The sequence below is a fragment of the Okibacterium endophyticum genome, assembly GCF_054780075.1.
Genome location: NZ_BAAGXA010000002.1, coordinates 377,547 through 403,045, shown reverse-complemented (window position 1 = coordinate 403,045; position 25,499 = coordinate 377,547). Strand labels below are relative to the sequence as shown.

Genomic DNA, 25,499 nt, shown 5'->3' with positions numbered 1-25,499 from the left:
GCGATGTTGTGCGGGCGCGCGGTCGCGCGCCGTGTCAGGAGTCGCCGCCGAACCATGGACCGCCGCCCCAGATGAGCTCGTCGTTCCATTCGGTGTGGCGGAGAGGGGTCGGAGACAGCTTGCCGAACCTGCTCTTGTAGAACACAAGCGGTTTGCCGTGCTCGGCCAGCTCGAGGGTGCGCACCCGTCCGAGGACGATGAGGTGGTCGCCGGCGGGATGCACCGCCTCGATGTCGCAGTCGAGCCAGGCGATCGCGCCGGCGAGGAGGGGCGACCCGGAGGGCGCGGGCGTCCACTCCACACCGGCGAACTTGTCTGGCACGCCCGCGCGGCCGAAGGCGAGGCACAGTGCCTCTTGGTCGGCGTCGAGGACGTTCACCGCGAACGACCCCGTTTCGGCGATCGCTTTCCAGCTCGCCGAATGCACCGACGGCGAGATCGCAATGAGCGGCGGTTCGAGCGAGACGGAGAAGAAGGACTGACACGTTATGCCCACGGGGCGGTCGCCCTGGGCGGTGACCACCACGACGCCGCTCGCGAAGTGACTCAGCACCTGGCGGAAGCGCCTCGGAAAAGCATCCGCGTCTGTCGTCTGGGCCATTGTGCGTCCCCCTCTCCGTGCCAGCGCGCTAGACCGCGAGCCGGGAGATGTTCCCGTCCTGCCCGAGAAGCACCTTGCCGTAGATCTCACGGTTGATGATGTAGTTCACTGCGCCGTGGCGGGCGGTGGTGCTGACATCGCGCCATGCGCGCTCGAACGGGCTCGACTCCGCGAAGGCGCCGGCGCCGATCGCGGTCATGATGATGTCGATGGCCTGCGTGATGTTGCGCATGATCCACCCGGCATCGCCGCGGCACTGAGCTCGCGTCGCCAGATCCAGTCGCTCGCCCGACTCGTCGGCGGCGTCCAGGAGCTCGGTCGCCCGCATAAGATGAAGCCGCGCCGTCTGGATGTGCATGGCGGCGTCGGCGAGCTCGATCTGGAACGTGGCGGAGGTGGCGGCCGGAGCGTAGATCGTGCCCGAGAGCGGTTTCTTGGCGGCGTACTCGATGGCGCGTTCGAGCGCGCCCTGCGCGATCCCGACCGGGATGGCACAGGGGCCAACGGCGAGCACCGGGTCGGCCGGCGGTGGCCCGGTCATCACGTCGACGCGGTGGTCCGGCACGAAGAGCCTGTCGGCCACAACTGTTTCGCTCTCGGTCCCACGCATGCCTGCCGCATCCCAGGTCTTCTCGATGGTGACGTCCGAGAGGGGAACGAGCGCCTTCGCCATACCCGGCATCCCGCCGTCGACGGGAGGGAGTGCCAGAAACAGGGAGACCCAGCCGGCGTGGGCGCTGCCAGACACCGAATACCATCTGCCCGTCACCAGATAGCCCCCGTCGACCTTCTCGACGTCGTCGGTGGGCGTGCCGTTGCCGCAGATCATAACATCGGGGCCGTCCGCGAAGACCTCGTCCTGCAGTTGCGGCGATGAGTGCGCGACGCTCGTCACACCGCCGCTGTAGACGCCGACGACCCAGGCCGTCGACGCGCAGCCCTCGGCGAGGATCGACAGCACCTCGGTGCGCGTGCGTCCGTTGACGGCGTACCCTCCGCGCTCACGGGGCGAATTGAAGCGGAAGAAACCCGCCTCACGCAGGTCGTCGATCGTCTCGGGCGGGATGGACCCGCTCTCCTCGACCTGCCGCGCCCTCTCGCGCAGTACCGGCTTGAGTGCACGAGCACGGGCGATGAGCTCGTCGTTCGAGGGGATCGGCGGCGCGTCGACCGGCGGGGCTGCGGTGGTCATGGTTCCTCCTGGTGGTCGGATGTGTCGGGTGGTCTGATGTGTCGGTCAGAGCGGCTGAAGGCCGTCGGGGTAGTCGATCGCATCGGTGATCTCGGTGATGAAGCCGCCGAACGGACGGCTGGTGGAGCGCAGGAAATGCTCCGGGTCGTGGGCCTTGCCGCTGGAACGGCCGGCGTCGAGGTCGAGCACCGTCACCATGCCGACGGCGCTGTCGTATTCGCGCCACGTCACGACGAAGACGTCGTCGCGCATCTTGTAGTAGCTGACGGGGTGGCAGTCGGCGCGACCCGGTGTGCCGAAGGTGTGCACGTTGTGCGCACAGAACTTCTGGGAACTGAGGTAGATGTGCTCGTACAGGTTGTTCGGGCTGTAGCGATACAGGTGACGACGCCCGATGAGCTCACGGGTGACGGCGGGCGGAGTGCCGGCGGGCTTCGAGCCTGCGACGCGCGCGACGGAGAAATCGTGCAGGACCTCGGGGCCACGTGACCACGTCTCCTCCGGGTGGAAGCGGCGCTGATGCACGAGGAGCGCCCACCCGCTCGCTCGGTCCCACACGATGGAGACGGCTTCGAGCATCCGGTCGAACTCGGTGAAGTCGATGTCGATGAAGTACAGCTCCGGAGCCGCCTCAACGACGTCGACCGGATCGTCGCCGCCGCCCTGCCAGCCCACGCCCGTCGCCGCCCACCGCGCGCGGCCACCGCCGATCGCGACGCTGAGCATCCCTCCGTCGACGAGTTCGAGCGCCAGCTCGCCTCCGTCGAGGGCATCGGTGCTCGGCAGCCGATTGGCCGCCATCGATTCCGGGGGTCCTGCGGTGGGCATCGGCACCGTAGCCTCAACTCCTCTTCGAATGGGCGTGCGCGGGATCCTGTCCCGCCCTCCTATTGTGCGAGCGGTTGGGGCGATGTGTTCATGGGCAGCGCGCATCACACGTATGCTTCCCTGCGATGACCGGGGTGCCGGTACCCTGGACGCACCGACGACGGCGAGGAGCGCGATGCAGCACTTGGCGAACAAAGACCTCAACCTCCTCGTGAGTCTCAGGGCTCTTCTGGAGGAGGCCAACGTCACCCGCGCCGGCGACCGGCTCGAGGTCGGCCAGTCGGCGATGAGCATCGCGCTCTCGCGGTTGCGCTCGGAGTACAACGACGAGTTGCTCGTGCGCGTGGGCCGCGAATACGAGCTCACCCCGCTCGCGCGCCACCTGCTCCCGCACGTGCAGCGCGCCATCCCGTTGATCGAGGGTGTGCTCGGTGATGTCGACGCGTTTGACCCGGCGAACTCCGCCAGGACGTTCACGTTCGTCACTCCCGACTTCACGGCGTTGGAGATCTGGGCGGACCTCGAGCGGATCATCGCCGACGCTCCGCACGTCTCGATCGAGATGATCGCGCCCGCCACGCAGCAGCAGACCTCTGAGCACGACCTGCTTCAACACGACTTCCTCTCGACGGTGCCGTCTGGAGGTGTCGAGGGGGAATGCGCCGTGCTCTTCCGCGACAGGTTCGTGTGCCTCGTCGACAAGGCGAACCCGGCACTCGACAACTGCACGCTCAGCTGGGACGCGTTCCGAGCGCTGCCGCAGCTGGTGGTCGAGTTCGACCAGGACTACCGCACACCCGCGGACATGAAACTGACCGAGCTCGGCTTCCAGCGTGAGCCGAGCATCCGCCTCAAGAGCTACCTGCCGGTGCCCGCGATCGTCGCGGGCACCGACCTGGTCGCGGTCGTGCCGAGCCGCCTCGTCGACCGGCTCGGCACGTCGACGGGGACCGTCGGGGTCGAGCCCCCTTTCGGTCCGGTGGACATCGTGGAGACGATCTGGTGGCATCCGTCACGCAGGACCGATCCGGCGCACACCTGGTTCCGGAACGCCCTGCTGTCGTCGATCCCTCAGAACGCCTCGCTCTGATCGAACGTCGTGTAGGGCACGGGCGGTGCCGGCTCATTGACGTAGACCGCATCCGGGGAGTACATCCACTGCGTCGTCGGCGGACGATCGGGAAGATACGCGTCGGTGAGGGGCGGCCCGCCCTCTGGCAGCGGAGCATCGACCCAGCTCGTGTTGTATGGCGACATGAACAGGCCGTACACGTGGAGGTGCCAGATCTTCCATTCGCCGTCGATCTCGATGAAGTCGGCGCCGTACTTGCACCATGCCCACATGGCCTCGTTCGACTCCGTGACGAAGGCCATCGTCTCGTGTCCGGGCGAGATCCAGACGCCCTTCGCCGTCTTCGCGTCGGCAGCGACCTCGATGATCGGAGTCGTCAGGGTGTGCATGTGCATCTTGCCCTTTGCGTCGCCGTCGACCCAGGCGTGGTATCCCGGATAGAGGCGCTCAAGGCTTTCGCGCCCCTCGTACACCCCCCACATCATCTCGGCTCGCACATCCGGAAGATCGAGTGCGAACAGCTCCATCGACTCGCGGTGCATGTTGGCCGAATGCAAAAAAGAGTAACGGCCCATCACATTCTGCACCTGATGCACCGCTTCGAGTCTGGCGATGCGCGACGGCAGGTCGTTGTATGCCTCGGTCATGGTCGCTCCTTTGTTCCGATCGTCGTTGAAGGGCGCCCGGAGACGCGCTCCTACGGTAGGCGTCAACGGTGACCGGGTGCGAGAGGCGGTACCGATGCCAGCCATTCGCCGCCGCGATGGGCGCACCCGCCGGACGGTGTTCGTGGCCGGATAAGATGGACTGTCCGCATCATGCGGCGACCGGGCTGGTGATCACCGTGAGCGAACTTCGTCGTGTCGATGCGAATCTGGTCATCGTTCTTGATGCGCTTCTCACCCACCGCAATCTCACGCGCGCGGGTGAGGCGATCGGGATGGCCCAGCCTTCCGTGAGCGGGGCGTTGTCTCGTCTGCGTCGCCAGCTCGGCGACGAGATCCTCGTGCGTGCGGGCCGGGGATTCGACCTCACGCCGAAAGCGCAGAGCCTCCAGCCTCTCGTCACGGCAGCACTCACCGAGATCGCGGCCACCTACTCCGTGCGCGCCTCGTTCGACCCGACGACCAGTGTCCGGCGCTTCCTGGTCTCGGCATCCGACTACGCCTTCGCCGAGCTCGGGGCGCCGATCGGCGCGATGATGTCTGCAGAGGCGCCTCGGATGTCGGTCGATTTCGACTCCCTCCCGCTGACCGATACAGGCGTTTCCGACAACATGCTTATGCGCCGGGACGTCGTCATCACGGGCACGGGGCGCGGCGTGCCCGGCCATCGCACCTCGCTCTACTCCGACCGTTTCGTTGTGGTCGTCGACGCCCGCAACCCGCGGCTCCGCAGCGGGAGGCTGTCGCAGAGCGACCTCGAGGCGATGAGCCATGTCGTCTGGTCGTTCGGCGAGTTGCGCACCCCGGCGACCGACATGCTTGACCTCCTGGGAATCGTTCCCCGGGTGGCGGCCCGCGCTCCGGGATCGCTGCAGGTGGCTCTTATGGTCTCGGGAACCGACTACGTGGCGATCGTCCCCGAACGCATCGCCGACCGTTACGGCGCCGCACTGTCGCTTGTGGTCGCCGACACACCGCTGAGGCCCGCGACGCTGGTCGAGGCGGCCCACTGGCACCCCAGCCGAGTGGACGATCCGGCACTGCGATGGTTCCTCGGCCTGCTGCGTCGCGCCGCCGAGCGTGTGGAGTTCCCCGACGGCATCCACGCCGAGGCTTGACGCACCGATGCTCTGCTCAAGGAGATGCTCGCCTCACCCGCCGACCACATCCAGGAGGTGCTGACGCTCATCCGTGGACTGCCCGATCAGAGGGGTTCCGGCCTCGGAATCTAACTGATTCGCGAGGTCGACGCGTCGACGAAAATCGCAACTGACCGGGGATTTTGTGCGGAGACGGCGGGATTTGAACCCGCGGTCCCCTTACGGGGACTCCACCTTAGCAGGGTGGTGCACTCGGCCGGACTATGCGACGTCTCCGTGCGCGGCTGCTTGCAGGCGCACGCCCATAATCATAACTGCATCGGCGCCCCACGCCGAATCAGCGATCACGGCGAATCGGCCCGGACCGAAACCCCACCCGAATCCACCCGAATCAGTTCGAGACGACGCAGGATTCCTCGGCAGCACTCTGCCCGACGAGGCCGTCGATGACGGGAGGAGCGGCATCCGTGGGCGGTGAGGTCTGGCCCGGGTCGACGGGAACACTCGGGTCAGGGTCGGCCGGAACGCTCGGATCTTCTGGCAGAGCCGTCTCTGCGGACGCCTCGACCCCCGGTCTGCGAGCATTCGGATCGGTGGAGAACTGTTGATCGCCGGCGATCATCGTCATCAGCTCATCGGCGAGCGACGTGATCGGAACGACCCTGTTCGTGTCGTCGGGGTCGGTGCCGACCGGATACTGCACGAGGTTGAGCGCATCGAGGCTCATCGAGCCCAGCGTCTGGGCCATCGCGATCATGGTGTTCAGGTTCGCGAGTTCCTGCGAGAGCACAACGGTCTTCGCCGCTGTGCGGGCGAGGGGATAGAGCTTCGTGATGTCGGTGAGAGTGCCGTTGTCTTTGAGGGTGCGCACGAGTGACGACATGTACTGCTGCTGCACGGCGATGCGCGCGAGGTCGCTGCCGTCGCCGATGGCCTTGCGTGTGCGCAGGAACGCGAGGGCCGTGTCGCCCGAGATCGTGTTGATGCCGGCGGGCAGGTCGAGGCCCGACGACGAGTCGCGGATCGGCTCGGCGAGGCAGACGGGCACTCCCCCGACGGCGTTCGTCATGCCGATCACACCATCGAAGGTGATGTATGCGGCGAAAGGAATGTCGAGTCCGGTGAGGTTCTCGACGGTCTCCACGGCGCAGGACAGGCCGCCGCGTGTGAACGCCGTATTGAGCATCTGCTTGCGCATCGCCGGGTAGACGACATCGGTCTCGGGGTCAGTGCACTCGGGATGCGGGATCATCAGGTCGCGCGGAAAACTCACCACAACGCCGCTCTGGTGATCTTCAGCGATGTGAATGAGCATGTTCACATCGTTCAGAACCGTGGAATCGCGGTCACCCCAGCGATCGGGATCCTGGTTCGGATCGTTGTCGACCCCCGAGAGCAGAATGTTGAAGCCACCCTCGAAGTCACCGATCTCGGGGATGGGGGACGTCGACTCGCCGGGCTGGTTGATGTCGACGGCATTGTTCACGATCGCTTCACCGGTGTTGTAGACCGCGTACCCCGCGACAGACATGGCGCTCACCACCACAACGGCCACAACGATCGCGAGAGTCCTTGTGACCGCGGCGAACGCCCCGTAATGCCGCTGGCGTCCGTGCCGCACAGCGGAGGGACTGTCTCTCGAAGCACGTACCACGGCATCACTCTAGAGTGTGGTGACGCACGATCTGCGTTGATTTCGACTGCTTCTCAGTCCGCTTTACCTAACCGTTACCAGCAGAGCAGGTGTAATCGCCCGCGGTCTGACCCTGTACGGATTCGGGGAGCACGACTTCGCCTCCCTCCGCCGACGGGGTGGTCGTCGCAGGAGGGGCGGATGCGTCTGGATCAGCCGGCGTCGTGTCATCGGCAGGCGGATCGGCCACGGGAGCGTTCGGATCGATGACAGAGCCCACACCTGTGTCGCCGCTCAACCCGATCGGCTGGTCGTTGGCGATCGCTTCGAACAGGTCGTCAGCGGCATCCGTTATGGGAAGAACGCCGCTCTCGCCGTTGCTCGTGCCATAGGCATTCGGGTATTGCACGAACACGATGTTCTCGAGCGGAATGTCTTTGAGCGCCATCGCGATCGACACCATGGTGTTGATGCTCGACAGGCTCGTCGACAGGGTCATGTTCGACGCCGCAGCCTTGGCGATCCCATAGAGCTTCGTCGGATCGGTGAGCGTCTCTGCGCTCTGCATCTCACGCATCAGCGCCGAGAGGAACACCTGCTGGTTGCTGATGCGACCGAGGTCGGAACCATCACCGACACCGTGTCGTGTGCGCAGGAACTGAAGAGCGTCGAGCCCCTGGAGGTTGTGGGTGCCCGCATCGAGGTAGAGGTTGGTATAAGGGTCTGCTATGGGCTCGGCCACACAGACGTCGACGCCGCCTATCGCGTTCGAGAGCGCGATCACACCGGAGAACTGCACCTCTGCGGCGAACGGGATGTCGAGCCCCGTGAGACTCTCGACGGTCAGCACCGTGCAGGCCAGGCCGCCGTAGCTCAGAGTCGTGTTGATCTTCTGCGAGCTCATCGACGAGTACGAACCGCCGTCGGGCTTCGGGCACGACGGAATGGAGACGAAGAGATCACGCGGAAAGCTGACGACCGTGGCACTGTCGTGATCCTCTGAGATGTGCAGCAGCATCGTCACGTCGTTCAGCACACCGGACTCTGTCTCAGCATCACCGAAAACATTCGGGTCTTCACCCTGCCGACTGTCACTGCCCACGACAAGCAGGTTGACGCCGCCTTCGATGGCGTCGATGTTCGGCACTGCAGCACCCGGCGTCTCGCCCGCGAGGGTGACGGCCGGCTTGACCGAGCTGTAGACGTTCCAGACGGCATATGCCGCGACAGCTCCACCGCTCACCAGGAGCACGGCGAGGCAGGCTGCGATGATCTTCGCGATGACTGCGAACGGCGACGACTGCTTGAGTCGTCCGTGTCTGGCGATCGTCGACACGGATCGGTTCTCTCGAGAGCGTCGAAGGGGTTCGCTCACTAAGATCCTCTCAGGTGGGTATATGGCGGAGGGCGTGGGATTCGAACCCACGAGACATTTCTGCCCACTGGTTTTCAAGACCAGCTCCATCGGCCGCTCGGACAGCCCTCCATGTTGACCATGGTGTGCACGGACAACAACGCTCGATTGTAGCCGATGCGGGCATAACAAGGGTTACACGGCTGTCTGGGCGGACTCTGAAAGGCCTTCTGGGCGACGCGCCGAGACCCCGATTCGGGCGATCTCGTCAGCGAGGTCGCCCGGCAGGCGCGACGACCGGCAGGGCGCGCAGCACGTCGACGAGACCGTCTTCGTCGACGTCACCGGTGACATCCGTCGCGGCGGCCTTCACCTCGTCTGGCGCCTGGCCCATCGCAACGGCTCGGCCGGATGAACCCGCCCAGCTGAACATCTCGATGTCGTTGCGCCCGTCTCCGACGGCGAGCACGCGGTCGGCGGGCACCTGCAGCCAAGCCCTCACGCGCTCCATGGCTGTCGACTTGTTCACGCCGAGCGGCGCGATGTCGAGCCATGCGGTCCACCCGATGGAATACGTGACCTGGTGCAGGCCGATGCGTTCGACGATCGACAGGAACTCCTGCTCGTCGTGCCCAGGCGACACCACAACGACACGGGTCACCGGTTCAGAGAGCAGATCGTCGAACTCCGCCTCTTCGGCATTGTCGAGGTTCCAGTCGCTCATGCCGTTGGTGTAGCGCCTGAACCCACTCGGGTACTCCACCATGTACCGACCGTCGGCCAGGTGCGGCCGAATGGTCTGGAGCACCTCCGTCGGGTCGAACGTCTCGATCAGGTGACGGCGGTATCCGCTCGGCTCGTCGAGATCACGGCGCATGATCAGAGCCCCGTTCGCGCACACCACGTACTCGGGCTCGATGCCGAGGTCATCGAGAACCGTGACCGTGCTCTCCCAGCTTCGTCCGGTGGCCAGGGTCAGAATATGACCGGCGGCGGATGCCTCGCGCACAGCCCGCAGAACCGCACCCGAGATCGTGCCGTCGGCGTGCATGATCGTGCCGTCGACGTCGAGGGCGACGAGCAGCGCATCGCTGCCGCCGTGCACGGGCGCGCTCGAGAGAGGCGAATCGTTGTGTGCGGGATTCACGCAGGCCTCGCGACGTCGAGGCCGCCGAGATACGGACGAAGTGCCTCAGGAATGACCACAGAACCGTCGGCCTGCTGGTGCGTCTCAAGCAACGCGACCAGCCACCTCGTGGTGGCGAGGGTGCCGTTGAGCGTCGCGACGGGTGCAGTTCTGCCGCTCTCTGTGCGGTACCGGATGCCGAGGCGCCTCGCCTGGTAGGTGGTGCAGTTCGACGTCGAGGTGAGCTCGCGGTAGGCGTTCTGCGTCGGCACCCAGGCTTCGATGTCGTATTTGCGCGCCGCACTCGAGCCCAGATCACCGGCGGCGACGTCGATCACGCGGTAGCTGAGGCCGAGACTCCGCAGCATGTCCTCCTGCCACGAGAGCAGTCGTGCGTGTTCCTCTTCGGCCTGATCCGGATGCGCATAGCTGAACATCTCGAGTTTGTTGAACTGGTGCACCCTGATGATGCCGCGGGTGTCCTTGCCGTGCGAGCCCGCCTCGCGGCGGTAACAGGTGGACCATCCCGCATACCGCACCGGGGCATCCGTCACGTCGATGATCTCGCCTGAGTGATAGCCGGCGAGCGCCACCTCGCTTGTGCCGGTGAGGTAGAGATCGTCATCGGCCAGCCTGTAGACCTCGTCTGCGTGTTCGCCCAGGAACCCGGTTCCTGCCATGATCTCTGGCAGCACGAGAGTCGGGGTCATCATCGGGGTGAAGCCGTTGGCGAGTGCGCGATCGAGCGCCATGTTCATGATGGCGAGTTCGAGTCGCGCGCCGACGCCGCGCAAGAAGTAGAAGCGCGCGCCGCTCACCTTGGCGCCGCGCTGCATGTCGATGGCGCCGAGCAGCTCACCGAGCTCGACGTGGTCTTTCGCCTCGAAGTCGAAGCCGGGCTTCTCACCCACCTCGCGCAGTGTCACGAAGTTCTCTTCGCCCCCTGGCGGCACCCCGTCGATGACGGGGTTCTGGATGGCGCCGGCGATCTCGATGAAGCGCGCCTCTGCATCTGAGGCCGCCTGTTGCGCTCGCTTCACGCGCTCGGCCAGGCCTGTGACCTGCGCCACGAGCGCCGCCTTCTCGTCTTTCGGCGCCGTGGCGACGCGTTTCCCGAAGGCGTTCTGTTCGGCGCGCAGCTCTTCGAACGAGGTGATCGCCGCTCGCCTGGCGGCATCCGCCTCGAGCGCCTGGTCGACAAGCTCGACCGACGAACCGCGCGCCAGCTGGGATGCCTTGATGAGGTCGGGGTTCTCGCGCAGAAGTACGGGATCAATCACAGAGGCAAGTCTATGCCGAGGCGCCCGCTTATGACCTGCGCCGGCAGTGGGGGCCAGGAGGGCAGGGCACGGGGCGAGTGGCGAGTGGCGCGGCCCGGCGACGAGTGATGAAGCGCCAGGCCCTCGGCTTCGCTCAGAGTGTCGGCGCAGCACACTCTAAGGTGTCTCCTATGAGCGATCTGCAGCGCGCCGCCGTTGTCTACAACCCCACAAAGGTGAACGCCACTCGCCTGCGCTCTGCGATCGACTTCGCCGCCACACGAGCCGGGTGGGGCGAGACCCGCTGGTATGCAACGACCACCCACGATGCGGGCCAGCTGCTTGCCGGGATCGCCGCGCACGACGGAGCAGCACTCGTTGTGGCCGCCGGGGGTGACGGCACGGTGCGCGCGGTGGCCGAGGGGCTGCGAGACACGGGTGTGCCCATGGCGTTGATCCCCGCCGGCACGGGAAACCTGCTCGCCCGCAACATCGGGATCCCGCTTTCGAGCATCGACGAGGCCGCACGGATCGCCTTCGAGGGCGCCACACGCCGCATCGACATCGGCCTCGCCCGCATCAGCCGCGATTCCGGAGAGGTCGACGAGCACGTGTTTCTCGTGATGGCCGGCATGGGCATCGACGCCGCGATGATCGCGAACACCAATCCCGCTCTCAAGAAGGCCGTCGGCTGGCTCGCCTATGTCGATGCAGGCATGAGGTCGCTGCCGAAGTCGCGGCCGTTCCACGTGCGCTACCGCCTCGAGGGTCGCCCTGAGCACAGTGCCCACCTCAGCACGATCCTCTTCGGCAACTGCGGAACCCTCACCGCGGGTCTCGAGCTCATGCCGGACGCCCTGATCGACGACGGCCTGCTCGACATCGCCGTGCTCCAGCCGAAGGGCCTTCTCGGCTGGCTGCAGGTGTGGAACAAAGTGCGGTGGGAGAACAGCGTGCTGCGGCGCTGGAGCATCGGACGCAAGATCATCCGCCTCACGAATTCGCGCCGCGCCGCGACGGTCACCTATCTGCGCACGTCGTCGGCGAGCATCCGACTCGACGACGAACAGCAGATCGAACTCGATGGCGACGCCTTCGGATCGACACGCGAGGCCCGGTTCATCGTGCAGCCGGGCGCGCTCGACGTGCGGGTGCGCCCAGCCGCCTGAGCAGTCCGCCCCTGCAGGACCACTCGGTGCGTCGCGTTGCGCACTACCGCGGAATACGTGGTACTGTGCAATCGGCGAAGGGAACCATCCGTGGACACAACGCAACTCCTCAAGGGCGTCCTCGACGCCGCGGTCCTCGCGGCGATCAAAGACGAGGACGGCTACGGATACGACGTGGTGCGCCGACTCCGCGCCGCCGGCCTCGGCGACATCGGAGAGGCATCGGTCTACGGCACGCTGCGTCGGCTCTATGTCGCGGGGGCGCTGACCAGCTACGTCGTGCCGTCTGACGGGGGGCCTCATCGCAAGTACTACGGCATCAACCGTCAGGGCGCCGACATGCTCGCGGCGCAACGGGCGAGCTGGAACGAGTTCTCCGCCACCCTCACCCGCCTGATCAACGGCACAGGCCCACTCGACGGCGGCGACGCCGCGACGACCGTCACCTCGACCGGAGAAGAACGATGAACGAATCAGCGACCGCTCCCGCCGCCGTCCGCGATTTCGCCGCGGCCGTCAGAGCACACCTCGACGATCTTCCGGCCGACGAGGTCGAGGAGCTTACGGATGGACTCGAGGCCGACCTGACCGAACGCGCCCAGGACGCCGGCGACAGCTTCGGCGATCCCGCAGAGTACGCCCGCGAGCTGCGCTCGGCGTCGGGGCTGCCCGAACGCGAGCATCCGAGCAGGCGGCGGTTCGGGACGACCCTCCGCCGGACCGGCGAGTCGGCAGCGCGGCGGGTCAGGTCGATGCCAGGAGGCGCACGCCTCCTCGACCTGCTGATCGCCCTCAGACCTGTCTGGTGGGTGATGAGGGGATGGGTGATCTTCCACCTGATCGCGGTGCCCATCGCCGGGGCACGACCGGGGCTGCCCGACAACCCGGTGGCGTGGGTCTTCCTGCTGGCCTGCATCCTGCTGAGCGTCGAGTGGGGGCGCGGCCACTGGCTCGCCTGGCAGGGATTCAGGTATGTGAAGATCGCGCTGAGCACGGTCGCGGCGGTCGCGTTCCTGCCGCTGCTGGTATCCGTGGCGTCCATGCTGCCCGGTCAGTCGGATCCCTACGTGTACCCCGAGCCTCAGCAGGGACTTCTCCTGAACGGCGACACCGTCGAGAACATCTTCGCCTACGACTGCTCCGGAAAGCCCCTCACCGACGTGCAGCTCTTCGATGAGAACGGCAACCCGCTCAGCGTGGCCGCGGACGGTGAGCTCCAGATGTTCGCCTACAGCGGGACCGGCGCCCATGGTGTGCTCATCCCGAACCCCGGGGTCACCGGCGGCACCGGCTGGAACGTCTTCCCGCTCAAACAGGCGGATGCGCCCACCGGCCAGGAGCCGGACCCGTCGACGGCCGAGGCTCCCGATCCGCCGTTCGCCGTCACGCAGCCCCTGGCGGATGCCGACGGCTTATGCCCGGGGTCGGAGGAGGGGTCGGAGACCGGACCCGGTGCCCCTGAAAGCCCAGAGACACCTGAGACCCCCGGCACGCAGGAGGGAGAGACGGATGCCTCAGGAGCGGAGTGAGCCGACCTCAGGCCGGGCGACCGTCCCTTTCCCACCGTTTCTCCGGTCCGCGCGCACCTACACGATCCACATCGACCTCACTCCGTGGCGCACCGCCGCCGAGGCGACCGGCGACGCTGCACCGGTCCAGACGGAGCGGGTCGTCGCGGCCGAACCGTCCTCGCCGCCCGTCAGATGACGCCCTGGGCGAGCATCGCATTGGCGACCTTCACGAACGCGGCGGTGTTGGCGCCGACCACGTAGTCGCCGGGGGCGCCATAACGTTCTGCCGCCTCGAACGCAGCCTGGTGCACACCGTGCATGATGTTCCGCAGCTTGGCCTCGCTGTCGTCGAAGCTCCAACGCTGCCTGGCGGCGTTCTGGCTCATCTCGAGGGCGCTCGTGGCGACACCTCCCGCGTTCGCCGCCTTGCCGGGTCCGAACAGCACACCAGCCTGCTGAAAGACGTGGACCGCATCCGGTGTCGACGGCATGTTGGCGCCCTCGGCGACGGCGATGACGCCGTTCTTCACGAGTGTCTCGGCGTCGCGCCTGTCGAGTTCGTTCTGGGTCGCGCTCGGGAAGGCGAGCTGTCCGGGCACATCCCACACAGCGCCGCCGTGCACATAGCGAGCGCTCGGCCTGCGCGCCGCGTATTCGGAGATGCGCAGCCTCTCGACCTCTTTGATCTGCTTGAGCAGCTCGACGTCGATGCCCTTCTCGTCGACGACGTAGCCCGACGAGTCCGATGCGGTGATGGCCCGGCCGCCGAGCTGGTGCACCTTCTCGATCGCATAGATCGCGACGTTGCCAGAGCCCGAGACGACGGCTGTCTTTCCCTCGACGGAGTCACCCTTCACCCGAAGCATCTCGTCGGCGAAGAAGACGGACCCGTATCCCGTCGCCTCGGTGCGCACCTCTGCGCCACCCCAGGTGACGCCCTTGCCGGTGAACATGCCGGACTCGTGCCTGTTCGTGATCTTGCGGTACTGCCCGAAGAGGAAGCCGATCTCTCGAGCGCCGACACCGATGTCTCCGGCGGGCACATCCGTGTGCTCTCCGAGGTGGCGGTAGAGCTCGTTCATAAAGCTCTGGCAGAACCGCATGATCTCTGCGTCGCTCTTGTCGTGCGGATTGAAGTCGCTGCCGCCCTTCGCGCCGCCGATGCCCTGCGCCGTGAGGGCGTTTTTGAAGATCTGCTCGAATCCGAGGAACTTGATGATGCCGAGGTTGACGCTCTCGTGAAAACGCAGGCCGCCCTTGTAGGGGCCGAGGGCGGAGTTGAACTGCACGCGGAAACCGCGGTTCACCTGCACACGGTTCCGGTCATCGGTCCAGGGCACGCGGAACATGATCTGACGCTCCGGCTCGACAAGGCGCTCCAGGATGCCGGCCTCGACGAACTCGGGGTGCTCCGCCAGCGCCGGGCCGATCGACTCGAGCACCTCGTGCATGGCCTGGTGGAACTCCGGCTCACCGGCGTTCCGCTGGACGGCGTGTCTATAGACGTCGTGGATGAGCTTTTCCGAGGCGGTGGCGGTCAGGGTAGAAGTCAATGCAGGAGGACTCTCTGTGGGTAAGACGTGCGGAAAGTGAGATGCGGCCACGAGGTACGCACAGGCGACTGGTGCGGATCGCCGGGGCAGCGGAGGGCCGTCGTGCGGCCTGTGTCAGTCTCTATGTTTCGTGTGTGTTTCGTCAAACTTACGACGTGGTCGTCACGCCGTCAGGTCGAGCGGATGCCGCCGCCGGGTCGAGCGGATGCCGCCGCCGGCGAGGCACCTCGCCCAGGTGGGGACAGTGCACGGGCGGCAACGAGAAAGAGCCCGCCGATCGTCAGGATCAGACCCGCCGCGCTGGTCAGCGCGAGCGGGCTGAGATGCCAGCCCATAAACGACAGCCCATACCCGCGGTACGGACTGCCTCCCTCATTCTCGGACACCGTGAATGAGCCGTTCTCGGTCACGATGATCGTCGCCGAGCGATCCCAACCCGTTCCCGTGCGGATGCTCTCTTGCATCATCCCCTGCCTGACCATCTCGAGATCGCTCTCGGGCATCTCGGTCTCGCCACCCCCGACGACGCTGATCGAGGCGAGCCGCGCATCGGCCTCGGCGACCACGATGAGCAGGCCAGCCACTGTCACGAACAGCCCGACGACAACAACGAGTGCCGGAGCCCACCGTCGTTGTGACCGTCTGGTTCCCATCAGGCGTCCGTTCCCATCAGGCGTCCGTTCCCATCAGGCATCCGGCCGCGGCTTATGCTCCGCATCTGCGCGCATCCAGTGCCACGCGATGAGATAGAGCACACCGGCCAGGGTGACCACCCCGGCCAGAGCGAACAAGGGTCCCATGCTCCACCAGAGCTGAACGCTCACCCAGTCCGGCTCGTCGTTGACTCCCGTGGAAACCATCGGGCCGTACATCGATTCAACTGACGTTCTGAACGCCTGGAGCCCACCGACGATCAGCAACACACCGAGCACGGTGAGAGCGATCAGCCACGGATTGCGCCAGACGGCTCGCCGGCCGGGAGCGGTCTCTGCGTTGTCGTCGTCAGGTCCACCCCCCTCCGAGGATCTGCGTTCAGGCTGCGCCTCGGCTTCGACGGACGGGCGAAGAGGGACCGGCTCAGCAACGGTGCCGGCGGCGGCGCCCGCAGCCGCACCGCGGGGCCGCACCACGTCGACCTGTGGACGAGGCGGGACCACCGGGTGCACCGCATACGACGTCCGGTCCCCCCTGAAGCCGTCAGCGGCATCCGCCCCGTCATCCCCGTGCTTGCGCCCGCGGTGGCGCTCCGGATCGAAGCCGGGCTGGAACTCCCGATCGAAACGGGGGTCGAACTCGTCTGACATCGATGCTCCTTCTGGCGGATGCCGCGGGCAGGTGCTCAGCCCGCGGCATCCGCATCTGCCGCGTCTGGATGCGCGTCCGGCTCGTCTGGATGCGCGTCCAAGGTCTCTGCCGCCATGGGCTCGCCGGCGATCAGCCCGCGCAGCCAGTCACGCGCCTCGACGAAGACCTCGTCTGCATACCGAGGATCGAAACGAATCCGCATGCCGTCTGCGCGAGGAAACGAACCGAGAAAGATCACGCTCGGGCTGAACCTGCGCACACCCAACACCGCGTCTGCGACGCGTTCGTCGAGGATATGGCCGTCCACGTCGATGACGAACCGGTATCGGCCGAGGGAATCACCGATGGGGCGCGACTCGATGAGGCTCATGTTGACCCCTCTGGTGGAGAACTGCTCGAGCAGGCTCAGCAGGGCACCCGGCTCGTCAACGGGGAGCTCGGCGATGAGGCTCGTCTTGTCTGCTCCGGTGCGGTCGGGCAGCTCGCGATGCCTGCTCACGAGCAGAAAACGCGTGACCGCGTCTGGGTTGTCTCCGATGTTCTCGGCGAGCACCTCGAGGTCGTGGTGGTCGACGATGCCAGGGGGCGCGACAGCCGCTTCTGCATGGTCGTCGTCGAACAGTGAGATCGCCGCCTGGACGTTGCTCGCGGCCGGAATGTGCCCGTGCCCCGAGAGATGCGCGTCGAGCCACAGCCGGCACTGCGCGTAGGCGACCGGATGGGCCTTGACGGTGGCGACATCCGACAGGCGTGTGCCCGGGCGTGCAACGAGCACAAAACTCACCGGAACGAGGTATTCGCCGACGATCCGCAGCCCGGGGATGGTCGCGAGGGCATCCTGCGCAACGGACACACCGCCCTCGATCGAGTTCTCGATGGCGATCATGGCCGCGTCGCTCCGGCCGCTCACCACGTCGTCGAGGGCCTCACCGACATTGTTCACGCTTCGCCAGATCTGCCCCTGTGCCTCTGGCACCTGGGCGAGCGCAGCCTCGGTGAAGGTGCCAGCCGGACCCAGGTAGCTGTAGGTGCGAAGCGGGTCTGGTTGGGGCTGGTTCGACATGAACCGAGCCTAGCGAACCAGCCTCGCGTGTGCGTCGAGCCAGACGCCGCCGGGTGCGTCAAGCCGGCCCCGCACCACCTCGTGCGAGAGTTCGTGGTGGCGGCAGCGAGCCCCGCGCAGGGATGTGAAGCACAACGCCGACTGCCACAATGGGCACATGAACGAGCGTGCAGGAACACCGGCAACCCCCGCAGACCTCATCGACGTCGAAGCACTCGTGCACGCGTACTTCGCACTCGCCCCAGACCCGTCTGTGCCCGAGCAGCGCGTTGTCTTCGGCACGAGCGGACATCGCGGTTCATCGCTCAACACGGCATTCAACGAGAACCACATCGCCGCGACCACGCAGGCGATCGTCGAGTATCGCAGGGCAGAGGGCATCACCGGACCTCTCTTCATCGGCTCAGACACCCACGCCCTCAGCCTTCCGGCTCAGACCACAGCCCTCACGGTGCTCGTCGGCAACAGGGTCGAGGTCTTCGTCGACGAGTTCGACGACTTCGTGCCGACGCCCGCGCTCAGCCACGCGATCCTGCGCTACAACAACGACCCGGCTCACACGAGGCAGGCAGACGGCATCGTCATCACCCCGAGCCACAACCCGCCGTCAGACGGGGGCTTCAAATACAATCCGCCCCACGGGGGGCCGGCAGACAGCGATGCCACGAGCTGGATCGCCAACCGCGCGAACGAGATCATCGAGGGCGGGATGACTGACGTCGTTAGGGCCGAGCCGAGCGCCGTCGAGCAATATGACTTTCGCGGCATATATGTCGACGACCTTCCGAGCATCATCGACATGGATGCCATCAAACGGGCGGGCGTCCGCATCGGAGTCGACCCGCTCGGCGGCGCGAGCGTGCACTACTGGCAGCTCATCGCCGAACGTTACGGCCTCGACCTCACCGTCGTGAACCCGAAGGTCGACCCGCAATGGGGCTTTATGACACTGGACTGGGACGGCAAGATCCGTATGGATCCCTCGAGCGCGAGTGCGATGGCATCCGTTCTGGAGCACAAAGACGACTACGACCTGCTGACGGGCAACGATGCAGACGCAGACAGGCACGGCATCGTCACGCCGGACGGCGGTCTGATGAACCCGAACCACTTTCTGGCGGTGGCGATCGACTACCTGTATCGCAATCGTTCGGGCTGGCGTGAGGATGCAGCGGTCGGCAAGACCCTCGTCTCGAGCTCGATCATCGATCGGGTCGCCGAGAGCCTGGGGCGAACCCTGTGGGAGGTCCCCGTCGGGTTCAAGTGGTTCGTGCCCGGCCTCATCGACGGCTCGGTGGGCTTCGGGGGCGAAGAGAGCGCAGGTGCCAGCTTTCTGCGGGCGGACGGCACCGTCTGGACGACGGACAAAGACGGCATCCTGCTCTGCCTGCTGGCCGCCGAGATCCTCGCCGTCACCGGCAAGACGCCGTCTGTGCTCTACCGTGAACTCACCGAGAAGTTCGGCGACCCGGTGTACGAACGAGTGGATGCCGCAGCGACGAAAGAGCAGAAGGCCCGGCTCTCGAAACTCGACGGCTCCGCCATCACGGCGACCGAGCTCGCCGGTGACCCGATCACGGCGAAGCTCAGCGCGGCCCCCGGCAACGGTGCGGCTATCGGCGGCGTGAAGGTGGTCACGGCGAACGCCTGGTTCGCGGCGCGGCCGAGTGGCACAGAAGACGTCTACAAGATCTATGCGGAGTCGTTCAAGGGCGCAGAGCACCTGAAGCTGGTGCAGCAGGAGGCTCGGGCGATCGTCGACGCCGCGCTCGGCGGCTGAGCTGCCTCTAGGTGACCTTTGCGGACGCAGGTGGCAGGCGGAACGAGCACATAGGTCCGCAAAGGTCACAGAGGGCGGGCGTTGCGCCGGGCGCGGGCGCGGGCGCGGGCTAGGGAACGCTCCAGAACCAGGCCGTGCCACCGGGGTGCTCGACGGTGATCACGTTGTCGAGGTCGCGATACTGGCCGTCGAGGTTGTGGCTCACGAACGCGATCTTCGTGTCTGCGCCCTCGCCGGAGACACTCGACACCACCATCACGTGATCGGGTGTTGCATTGTCGTTCCAGTCGAACATGCCGATGTCACCGACCTTCACCTGGTCACGTTGCTCAAGTGACAGACGCGTGAGACCGAGACTCGCGTCGCTGGCGAACCAGTCGTCCATCGCCGGGGCGTATCCCCAGGTCGAGCTCCAGTCTGCGCCGGCACCGCGGTTGTACCACGCATCGCTCTGCGTCCATCCACGCTGGATGAGGGTCTGGCTCACGAAGTTCGCGCAGTCTCCCCCCACGGGGTTGAGGTTTCCCCACTCCGCCGAGTTGTACTCCTGCCAATGCGCGAATGCGTATTGCATCTGCGCGTCGACGGGGGTCTGCACCTCGTAGGCATACTCGAGGGTCATCAGAGGCTCTGCGGCGTCGCCGCCCGTCACAACGATCTCGGCCGACGCCGGCTGATAATCCGCTGCGGGCGGGGTGACGACGGTGAGTGTGCCGTCGTCGACGAGGGTGAGATCGCCGGCAGGCTGCCCGCCGACGGTCACACCGGTGACACCGTCGAGAGCCGTCCCGTCGATGGTCAGCGTTGCGCCTCCCGTCACGGGGCCGGATGCCGGGGTGATGCCGTTCACGCTGGTGACGGGTTTCGGATCGTCGACCTGGGCAGGAGTCGGCCGGGCGCTCGTCTCTGACGAGGTGGGCGTTCCGGTTGTCGCGCATCCGGCAAGGGCAAGGCAGGCGATGACGGATGCCGCCACCGCCGAACGGCGAACGGTACCAGGACGTCGTGCCACGTGAGACCTCGAGACGAATGAGTGCGGGGAACGGCACCATGCTAACGACGAAAGCTGGGCATCCCTCGTGACCTGCCGCGTTCGACCCGGCGTCGCGGCGACACAGGGGCGGGTGTCACGGGGAAAGGGTCGACAAAAGGACTTCGGGGGGACGTCCACGGCGGAACGTCCGTGGCACAACGTCCACGGTGAGACGCCCGTGGTGGGGGCGGTTCGGGCACGCCCGTCTCTCCGGCGCCTTCCAGCGAGCGATCGCTTGACACATCTGCAGCGTGAGGCCTAGGGTCGTTCCCAGAGTCGTGAGAGCGCTCTCACACTCAAAATGAGAGCGCTCTCACGACGCGAGCGCCCCTCAGGAGCACAACCGCACCATTCACGCAACGAACCACAACCACGCACAAAGGAGTGACCGTGTCCACAACACGACGCACCAGAATCGCCGCCACGCTGGCCGGAGCCGCGTCCATAGCCCTCGTCGCCACCGCCTGTTCAGGCGGGGGCGACGCCACCACGGGCGGTGGCGAGCAGATCGAGCTGACCGTCACCACATTCGGCACCTTCGGCTATGACGAGCTCTATGCGGAGTACGAAGAGGCCAACCCGAGTATCACCATCGAAGCGACGAACATCGACACCGGCGGAAACGCCCGCACCGACACGTTCACCAAACTCGCCGCCGGCTCCGGTCTGAGTGACGTCGTCGCCATCGAAGAAGGATGGCTCGGTGCGATCATGGAGGTCTCGAACCAGTTCGTCGACCTCAACGAGTACGGCGCCGCCGACATCGAGGACCGCTGGCTGGACTGGAAGTACGCGCAGGGCACAGACCCAGACGGTCGCGTCATCGGCTACGGCACCGACATCGGCCCCTCCGGCCTCTGCTACAACGGACAGCTCTTCGAGGCTGCAGGACTGCCGAGCGACCGCGAGAGCGTCGCCGAGCTCTTCGGCGGGGACGACGCGACGTGGGAGCGGTACTTCGAGGTCGGTCAGCAGTACAAGGATGCCACCGGCAAGGCCTGGTACGACCACTCCGGTTTCGTCTGGAACTCGATGGTGAATCAGCTCGACGAGGGCTACTACACCGCAGACGGTGAGCTGAACGTCGAGGGGAACTCCGAGCTGGAGGGCCGGTTCGACCTTCTGGGGAGCGCGACAGAGAACGGCCAGTCCGCGGCGATGACCGCGTGGGACTGGGGCGGGGGCAAAGGCTTCGTCGACGGCTCGTTCGCCACATTCGTCTGCCCGGGCTGGATGCTCGGAACCATCCAAGGCTCGCTTGAAGCCGGCGGCGGCGACGCCTCGACGGGGTGGGACTTCGCCGACGTGTTCCCGGGCGGACCCACCAACTGGGGCGGTGCGTTCCTGAGCGTTCCAGAGACCAGCGCGCACAAAGAAGAAGCCGCGAAGCTCGCCGCATGGCTGACTCACCCCGACCAGCAGGTCAAGCAGTCCGCCGCCGCGAACAACTTTCCCAGCACTCTCGAGGCGCAGCAGGTGCTGGCAGAAGAGGCCACACCGAATGAGGTCTTCAACGGCGCACCGACCGGGGCGATCCTCGCCTCGCGCGCTGAAGGCGTCGTCGCCCAGTTCAAGGGTCCGGATGACTCGGTGATCCAGGAGAACGTCTTCGGCCCACCACTCACCCAGCTCGACCGGGGCGAGATCACGACGCAAGAAGCGTGGGACGAAGCTCTCGCCCTGCTCGACGAGCTCGTCGTCAACAACTAGCGGTGCCCGGGCTCCCGGCATCGGCCGGGAGCCCGCACCCGACAGGGACCATCATGACAATCACACGTGATCGCGTCGAACCCGGCGCAGACGCCGGCGACCGGTCCGGCACGACCCCGCCGGCGGCCAGGCGATCCGCGCGAAAACGAACCGAGCCGTTCGCGCACAAGCTGAGCCGCTTCGACGTCAAGGCGTCACCGTACGCATACGTGGCGCCCTTCTTCATCCTCTTCGGACTCATCGGTCTGTTCCCGCTGGTCTACACCTTCGTCGTGTCGCTCTACGACTGGCATCTTCTCAAGGGCCAGGGCGACTTCGTCGGCCTCGGCAACTTCATATCCGTGCTGCAGGACAGGTTCTTCTGGAACTCCCTCTTCAACACCGTGAGCATCTTTTTTCTCTCAGCGATCCCGCAGCTGGTCGCTGCCGTCATCATCGCCGCGGTGCTCGACCAGAACATCCGTGGAAGAACGTTCTGGCGCATGAGCGTGCTGCTCCCATACATCGTGACCCCTGTCGCCGTCGCGCTCATCTTCTCGAACATGTTCAATGAGCAGTACGGTCTCGTGAACAACCTGCTCGGCAACATCGGTGTCGAGCCCATCGGGTGGAAGACAGACACGCTGCCGAGCCACCTCGCCATCGCGACGATGGTGAACTGGCGATGGACGGGCTACAACGCGCTGATCCTGCTCGCCGCCATGCAGGCTGTCCCCCGCGACATCCACGAATCTGCAGCGCTCGACGGTGCCGGCGCTCTCAGACGGTTCTTCAGCATCACACTGCCCGGCATTCGCCCGACCATGATCTTCGTCATCATCACCTCGACGATCGGCGGGCTGCAGATCTTCGTCGAGCCTCGCCTCTTCGACGCGGTGACAGCCGGCGGCGCACAACGCCAGTTCCAGACCACTGTGCTCTATCTCTGGGAGATGGCGTTCTTCCGTCAGAACTTCGGAGAGGCATCGGCCATCGCCTGGCTCCTGTTCCTGCTCATCGTCAGCTTCGGCGTCGTCAATTACCTGCTGTCGAGACGCATCGCAACGGCTGAGGCCAGGGCGAGCTCACGCCGGTCGCGTAAACGCCTCACCGCCCTCAGGGCAGAAGACGAAGCCAGGCTCGCTCTCGCCAGGTCAGCAGAGGAGAAGAGATCGTGACCGCGACAGCGAGCACACCACGCGAGGCCACCAGACCGTCTGCGCCGCCACAACGGCGCCGCCGATTCTTCGGCATCGACCGCCGACCGGGGTTTCTCACCTACGGCCTGCTCTCGGTATTCCTGATCGTCTCGGCGTATCCGCTGTGGTGGTCGACAGTGATCGCCAGTCGCGAGAACAGCGCCCTCGGCCTCGACTGGCCTCCGCTTCTGCCCGGCGGCAACTTCTGGGCCAACGTCTCAGAAGTGCTCGGTGCGGTTCCTTTCTGGCTTGCCCTCGGCAACAGCCTGATCATCTCGAGCATCATCACGGTGTCCGTTGTGACGTTCTCAACGCTCGCCGGATACTCGTTCGCGAAGCTCAGGTTCAGGGGCCGAAACGGTCTGCTCGTCTTCGTCATCGCGACCCTCGCCGTGCCGACGCAGCTCGGCATCATCCCGCTGTTCATGCTGATGCGCAACTGGGGGTGGACAGGAGAGATCGGAGCCGTCATCGTGCCGACGCTCGTCACCGCCTTCGGTGTGTTCTTTATGCGGCAGTACCTCGTCGACGTCATCCCCGATGAGCTCATCGAAGCCGCACGCGTCGACGGCGCCAGCATGATCTCGACCTTCTGGCACGTGGCCATGCCGGCGGCACGGCCGGCCATGGCCATTCTCGGGCTCTTCACGTTTATGACCGCGTGGACGGACTTTCTCTGGCCGCTTCTTGTGCTCGACGCATCGAACCCGACGCTGCAGACCGCGCTCTCCCAGCTGCAGTCTTCGCACTACGTCGACTACTCGATAGTGCTCGCGGGCGCCGTTCTCGCCACCATCCCCCTGCTCGTGCTCTTCGTGCTCGCCGGCAGACAACTCATCTCTGGAATCATGCAAGGAGCGGTGAAAGGCTGATGGCCACCAATCTTCCCCCCGGATTCATCTGGGGCTCGGCGACCGCCGCCGCCCAGATCGAGGGCGCAGGCCACGAGGGCGGCAAAGAGGACTCGGTGTGGGATGCCTTTGCGCGCATCCCGGGAGCGATCGCCAACGGCGACACCCCCGAGCACGCCGTCGACCACTACCATCGCTCGCGAGAAGACGTCGAGATCATGTCGCGACTCGGCCTCGACTCCTACCGGTTCTCCACCAGCTGGGCGCGCATCAAACCGGGTGACCGGTTCGTGAACCGGCAGGGACTCGACTTCTACAGCCGTCTGGTCGACGACCTGCTCGCCGCGGGCATCCTGCCCTGGCTCACGCTCTATCACTGGGATCTTCCGCAGGCCGTCGAAGAGACGGGCGGGTGGGCGAACCGCGCCACCGCCGAACGGTTCGCCGACTATGCGGAGACCGTCTATAACGCCCTCGGCGATCGCGTCTCGCACTGGACGACGTTCAACGAGCCCTTCTGCTCCTCTCTGCTCGGCTACGGCTCTGGTGTGCACGCGCCCGGCCGGCGGGAGCCCGCCGCGGCCATCGCCGCCGTGCACCATCAGCACCTGGCGCACGGCCTCGCCGTCGCACGACTGCACGAGCTCGCCGCTGCGGCATCCCGTGACCTGAGCGTCGGCATCACCCTCAACCTGTCGAACGCGATTCCGCGGGACGCCTCAGACCCGGTCGACGTCGAAGCGGCCAGGCGCTTCGACGTGCTGCAGAACCGCGTGTTCCTCGACCCGATCGTGCGCGGCGCATACCCAGAAGACGCTCTCGATGATCTTGCGCCGTTCGGGCTTCGAGAGGTCATCATGCCGGGTGACCTCGAGATCATCGGCGCCCCCATCGATTTTCTCGGCGTCAACCACTATCACGACGACGTCATCTCAGGGCATCGAATCGACCAGGCCGGCGACGGTCATTCCGGCGCCACCGACCGTGAGCTCAGCTCACCGTGGATCGGGTCGGAGCACATCACCTTCCCGAGCCGCGGCCTGCCGCGAACAGCTATGAACTGGGAGATCAACCCGGCCGGGCTGACCACGCTGCTCATCAGACTCGGCCGCGAGTACGAGGGACTTCCGCCGCTGTACGTCACCGAGAACGGCGCGGCCTTCGACGACGATGACCGGCTGAACGACTCTCGAGTGCACGACACCGAGCGGGCCGCGTTCATCCAAGCGCACGTCACGGCGATCGCGGATGCCGTCGGCCAGGGAGCAGACGTGCGCGGCTACTTCGTCTGGTCGCTTCTCGACAACTTCGAGTGGTCGTGGGGCTACGACAAGCGCTTCGGCATGGTCCGGGTCGACTACGACACCTTCGAGCGCACGATCAAGGACTCCGGGCTGGCGTACGCGCGCATCATCGGGGAGCATCGAGCCTCGGCGGCAGAGCGTGCCGGCTGACCACGGTGGCGGACCGGTTGGGGGTCTCGACAAGCTCGACCAGCGGAGAGGGGTCTCGACAA

Annotated in this window: 23 protein-coding genes and 2 tRNA genes; 10 read left to right on the top strand and 15 right to left on the bottom strand. The window is 66.0% G+C overall.

The genetic code is table 11. From position 1 onward, the window contains the following. Positions 1–34 precede the first annotated feature (34 nt). From ACYVF5_RS02165 to ACYVF5_RS02155, 3 genes are read right to left on the bottom strand one after another with little or no spacing between them, the layout of a single operon-like run. Complete coding sequence (locus tag ACYVF5_RS02165) at positions 35–601, bottom strand: flavin reductase family protein (RefSeq protein ID WP_460942830.1); 567 nt, start codon at positions 599–601, stop codon at positions 35–37. A 28-nt stretch (positions 602–629) separates the two neighbouring features. Next, positions 630–1,793: an acyl-CoA dehydrogenase family protein gene (locus ACYVF5_RS02160; RefSeq protein WP_460942828.1), complete on the bottom strand. Its 1,164-nt coding sequence runs from the start codon at positions 1,791–1,793 to the stop codon at positions 630–632. 45 nt (positions 1,794–1,838) lie between these two features. Then, positions 1,839–2,621 carry a MoaF C-terminal domain-containing protein gene (locus ACYVF5_RS02155; RefSeq protein WP_460942952.1) on the bottom strand — a complete coding sequence of 261 codons (783 nt, stop codon included), beginning with the start codon at positions 2,619–2,621 and terminating at the stop codon, positions 1,839–1,841. 175 nt (positions 2,622–2,796) lie between these two features. Between ACYVF5_RS02155 and ACYVF5_RS02150 the strand changes: the two genes are divergently transcribed. Further along, positions 2,797–3,711: a LysR family transcriptional regulator gene (locus tag ACYVF5_RS02150; RefSeq protein WP_460942826.1), complete on the top strand. Its 915-nt coding sequence runs from the start codon at positions 2,797–2,799 to the stop codon at positions 3,709–3,711. Here ACYVF5_RS02150 and ACYVF5_RS02145 read toward each other — a convergent pair. Further along, a complete protein-coding gene (locus ACYVF5_RS02145; protein WP_460942824.1) occupies positions 3,693–4,340 on the bottom strand; it encodes a nuclear transport factor 2 family protein in 648 nt (215 codons plus the stop codon). The genes ACYVF5_RS02150 and ACYVF5_RS02145 overlap by 19 nt on opposite strands. A gap of 197 nt (positions 4,341–4,537) precedes the next feature. On the opposite strand from ACYVF5_RS02145, the gene ACYVF5_RS02140 reads away from it, so the two are divergent. After that, positions 4,538–5,476 (top strand): LysR family transcriptional regulator, encoded by a 939-nt coding sequence (locus ACYVF5_RS02140; protein WP_460942822.1) that lies wholly within the window; start codon positions 4,538–4,540, stop codon positions 5,474–5,476. Between the two features lie 169 nt (positions 5,477–5,645). Here the strand turns inward: ACYVF5_RS02140 and ACYVF5_RS02135 are convergent. The 6 genes from ACYVF5_RS02135 to serS form a co-directional block, all read right to left on the bottom strand. After that, positions 5,646–5,734: transfer RNA gene (locus ACYVF5_RS02135), tRNA-Ser, on the bottom strand. Positions 5,735–5,849: 115 nt separating this feature from the next. Then, the gene (locus ACYVF5_RS02130; RefSeq protein ID WP_460942821.1) at positions 5,850–7,112 is read right to left on the bottom strand and encodes an LCP family protein; all 1,263 of its coding nucleotides are present in this window, start codon (positions 7,110–7,112) and stop codon (positions 5,850–5,852) included. 67 nt (positions 7,113–7,179) lie between these two features. After that, positions 7,180–8,466, bottom strand: coding sequence for an LCP family protein (locus tag ACYVF5_RS02125; RefSeq protein WP_460942818.1), 1,287 nt, complete (start codon positions 8,464–8,466; stop codon positions 7,180–7,182). Positions 8,467–8,489: 23 nt separating this feature from the next. Next, positions 8,490–8,577, bottom strand: a tRNA-Ser gene (locus ACYVF5_RS02120). A gap of 136 nt (positions 8,578–8,713) precedes the next feature. Further along, positions 8,714–9,592, bottom strand: a complete 879-nt coding sequence (locus ACYVF5_RS02115) for an HAD family hydrolase (RefSeq protein ID WP_460942816.1) — start codon at positions 9,590–9,592, stop codon at positions 8,714–8,716. Further along, entirely contained in the window at positions 9,589–10,851 is a 1,263-nt protein-coding gene (serS, locus tag ACYVF5_RS02110; RefSeq protein ID WP_460942814.1) for a serine--tRNA ligase, read from the bottom strand. Before serS ends, ACYVF5_RS02115 begins: the two co-directional genes overlap by 4 nt. Positions 10,852–11,021: 170 nt before the next feature. Here serS and ACYVF5_RS02105 point away from each other — a divergent pair, with 170 nt between their 5' ends. From ACYVF5_RS02105 to ACYVF5_RS02095, 3 genes are all read left to right on the top strand, one after another. After that, positions 11,022–11,999: a diacylglycerol/lipid kinase family protein gene (locus ACYVF5_RS02105; protein WP_460942812.1), complete on the top strand. Its 978-nt coding sequence runs from the start codon at positions 11,022–11,024 to the stop codon at positions 11,997–11,999. Between the two features lie 90 nt (positions 12,000–12,089). After that, a complete protein-coding gene (locus ACYVF5_RS02100; RefSeq protein WP_460942810.1) occupies positions 12,090–12,467 on the top strand; it encodes a PadR family transcriptional regulator in 378 nt (125 codons plus the stop codon). Next, entirely contained in the window at positions 12,464–13,528 is a 1,065-nt protein-coding gene (locus ACYVF5_RS02095) for an HAAS signaling domain-containing protein (protein ID WP_460942808.1), read from the top strand. The genes ACYVF5_RS02100 and ACYVF5_RS02095 overlap by 4 nt, the downstream gene beginning before the upstream one ends. Before the next feature lie 170 nt (positions 13,529–13,698). On the opposite strand, the gene gdhA is transcribed toward ACYVF5_RS02095, so the two are convergent. The 4 genes from gdhA to pheA all read right to left on the bottom strand — a co-directional run bounded on the left by gdhA (position 13,699) and on the right by pheA (position 17,431). Continuing rightward, positions 13,699–15,024 carry an NADP-specific glutamate dehydrogenase gene (gdhA, locus tag ACYVF5_RS02090; RefSeq protein WP_460942950.1) on the bottom strand — a complete coding sequence of 442 codons (1,326 nt, stop codon included), beginning with the start codon at positions 15,022–15,024 and terminating at the stop codon, positions 13,699–13,701. Between the two features lie 209 nt (positions 15,025–15,233). Then, positions 15,234–15,716 carry a hypothetical protein gene (locus ACYVF5_RS02085; RefSeq protein WP_460942806.1) on the bottom strand — a complete coding sequence of 161 codons (483 nt, stop codon included), beginning with the start codon at positions 15,714–15,716 and terminating at the stop codon, positions 15,234–15,236. A gap of 33 nt (positions 15,717–15,749) precedes the next feature. Further along, entirely contained in the window at positions 15,750–16,367 is a 618-nt protein-coding gene (locus ACYVF5_RS02080; RefSeq protein ID WP_460942804.1) for a hypothetical protein, read from the bottom strand. Between the two features lie 35 nt (positions 16,368–16,402). Further along, positions 16,403–17,431 carry a prephenate dehydratase gene (pheA, locus tag ACYVF5_RS02075; RefSeq protein WP_460942802.1) on the bottom strand — a complete coding sequence of 343 codons (1,029 nt, stop codon included), beginning with the start codon at positions 17,429–17,431 and terminating at the stop codon, positions 16,403–16,405. Positions 17,432–17,588: 157 nt separating this feature from the next. On the opposite strand from pheA, the gene pgm reads away from it, so the two are divergent. After that, entirely contained in the window at positions 17,589–19,211 is a 1,623-nt protein-coding gene (pgm, locus tag ACYVF5_RS02070; RefSeq protein ID WP_460942800.1) for a phosphoglucomutase (alpha-D-glucose-1,6-bisphosphate-dependent), read from the top strand. A 109-nt stretch (positions 19,212–19,320) separates the two neighbouring features. Here pgm and ACYVF5_RS02065 read toward each other — a convergent pair whose 3' ends face one another. Next, the gene (locus ACYVF5_RS02065) at positions 19,321–20,223 is read right to left on the bottom strand and encodes an amidase domain-containing protein (RefSeq protein ID WP_460942798.1); all 903 of its coding nucleotides are present in this window, start codon (positions 20,221–20,223) and stop codon (positions 19,321–19,323) included. 411 nt (positions 20,224–20,634) lie between these two features. Here ACYVF5_RS02065 and ACYVF5_RS02060 point away from each other — a divergent pair, with 411 nt between their 5' ends. Genes ACYVF5_RS02060 through ACYVF5_RS02045 form a run of 4 tightly spaced genes read left to right on the top strand, consistent with a single transcriptional unit; the run spans position 20,635 to position 25,437 of the window. Continuing rightward, positions 20,635–21,954, top strand: a complete 1,320-nt coding sequence (locus ACYVF5_RS02060; protein WP_460942796.1) for an ABC transporter substrate-binding protein — start codon at positions 20,635–20,637, stop codon at positions 21,952–21,954. Between the two features lie 53 nt (positions 21,955–22,007). After that, positions 22,008–23,111, top strand: a complete 1,104-nt coding sequence (locus ACYVF5_RS02055; protein WP_460942794.1) for a carbohydrate ABC transporter permease — start codon at positions 22,008–22,010, stop codon at positions 23,109–23,111. Beyond that, positions 23,105–24,004, top strand: a complete 900-nt coding sequence (locus ACYVF5_RS02050; RefSeq protein ID WP_460942948.1) for a carbohydrate ABC transporter permease — start codon at positions 23,105–23,107, stop codon at positions 24,002–24,004. The genes ACYVF5_RS02055 and ACYVF5_RS02050 overlap by 7 nt, the downstream gene beginning before the upstream one ends. After that, complete coding sequence (locus ACYVF5_RS02045) at positions 24,004–25,437, top strand: GH1 family beta-glucosidase (protein WP_460942792.1); 1,434 nt, start codon at positions 24,004–24,006, stop codon at positions 25,435–25,437. Before ACYVF5_RS02050 ends, ACYVF5_RS02045 begins: the two co-directional genes overlap by 1 nt. The last annotated feature ends 62 nt before the right edge of the window (positions 25,438–25,499 follow it).

What these genes read in the sequence shown, in the direction of transcription:
- ACYVF5_RS02165 (WP_460942830.1), bottom strand. Translation starts at nt 601, where the DNA reads ATGGCCCAGACGACAGACGCGGATGCTTTTCCGAGGCGCTTCCGCCAG.
- ACYVF5_RS02160 (WP_460942828.1), bottom strand. Translation starts at nt 1,793, where the DNA reads ATGACCACCGCAGCCCCGCCGGTCGACGCGCCGCCGATCCCCTCGAAC.
- ACYVF5_RS02155 (WP_460942952.1), bottom strand. Translation starts at nt 2,621, where the DNA reads ATGCCCACCGCAGGACCCCCGGAATCGATGGCGGCCAATCGGCTGCCG.
- ACYVF5_RS02150 (WP_460942826.1), top strand. Translation starts at nt 2,797, where the DNA reads ATGCAGCACTTGGCGAACAAAGACCTCAACCTCCTCGTGAGTCTCAGG.
- ACYVF5_RS02145 (WP_460942824.1), bottom strand. Translation starts at nt 4,340, where the DNA reads ATGACCGAGGCATACAACGACCTGCCGTCGCGCATCGCCAGACTCGAA.
- ACYVF5_RS02105 (WP_460942812.1), top strand. Translation starts at nt 11,022, where the DNA reads ATGAGCGATCTGCAGCGCGCCGCCGTTGTCTACAACCCCACAAAGGTG.
- ACYVF5_RS02095 (WP_460942808.1), top strand. Translation starts at nt 12,464, where the DNA reads ATGAACGAATCAGCGACCGCTCCCGCCGCCGTCCGCGATTTCGCCGCG.
- ACYVF5_RS02085 (WP_460942806.1), bottom strand. Translation starts at nt 15,716, where the DNA reads ATGGGAACCAGACGGTCACAACGACGGTGGGCTCCGGCACTCGTTGTT.
- ACYVF5_RS02080 (WP_460942804.1), bottom strand. Translation starts at nt 16,367, where the DNA reads ATGTCAGACGAGTTCGACCCCCGTTTCGATCGGGAGTTCCAGCCCGGC.
- pheA (WP_460942802.1), bottom strand. Translation starts at nt 17,431, where the DNA reads ATGTCGAACCAGCCCCAACCAGACCCGCTTCGCACCTACAGCTACCTG.
- pgm (WP_460942800.1), top strand. Translation starts at nt 17,589, where the DNA reads ATGAACGAGCGTGCAGGAACACCGGCAACCCCCGCAGACCTCATCGAC.
- ACYVF5_RS02055 (WP_460942794.1), top strand. Translation starts at nt 22,008, where the DNA reads ATGACAATCACACGTGATCGCGTCGAACCCGGCGCAGACGCCGGCGAC.
- ACYVF5_RS02045 (WP_460942792.1), top strand. Translation starts at nt 24,004, where the DNA reads ATGGCCACCAATCTTCCCCCCGGATTCATCTGGGGCTCGGCGACCGCC.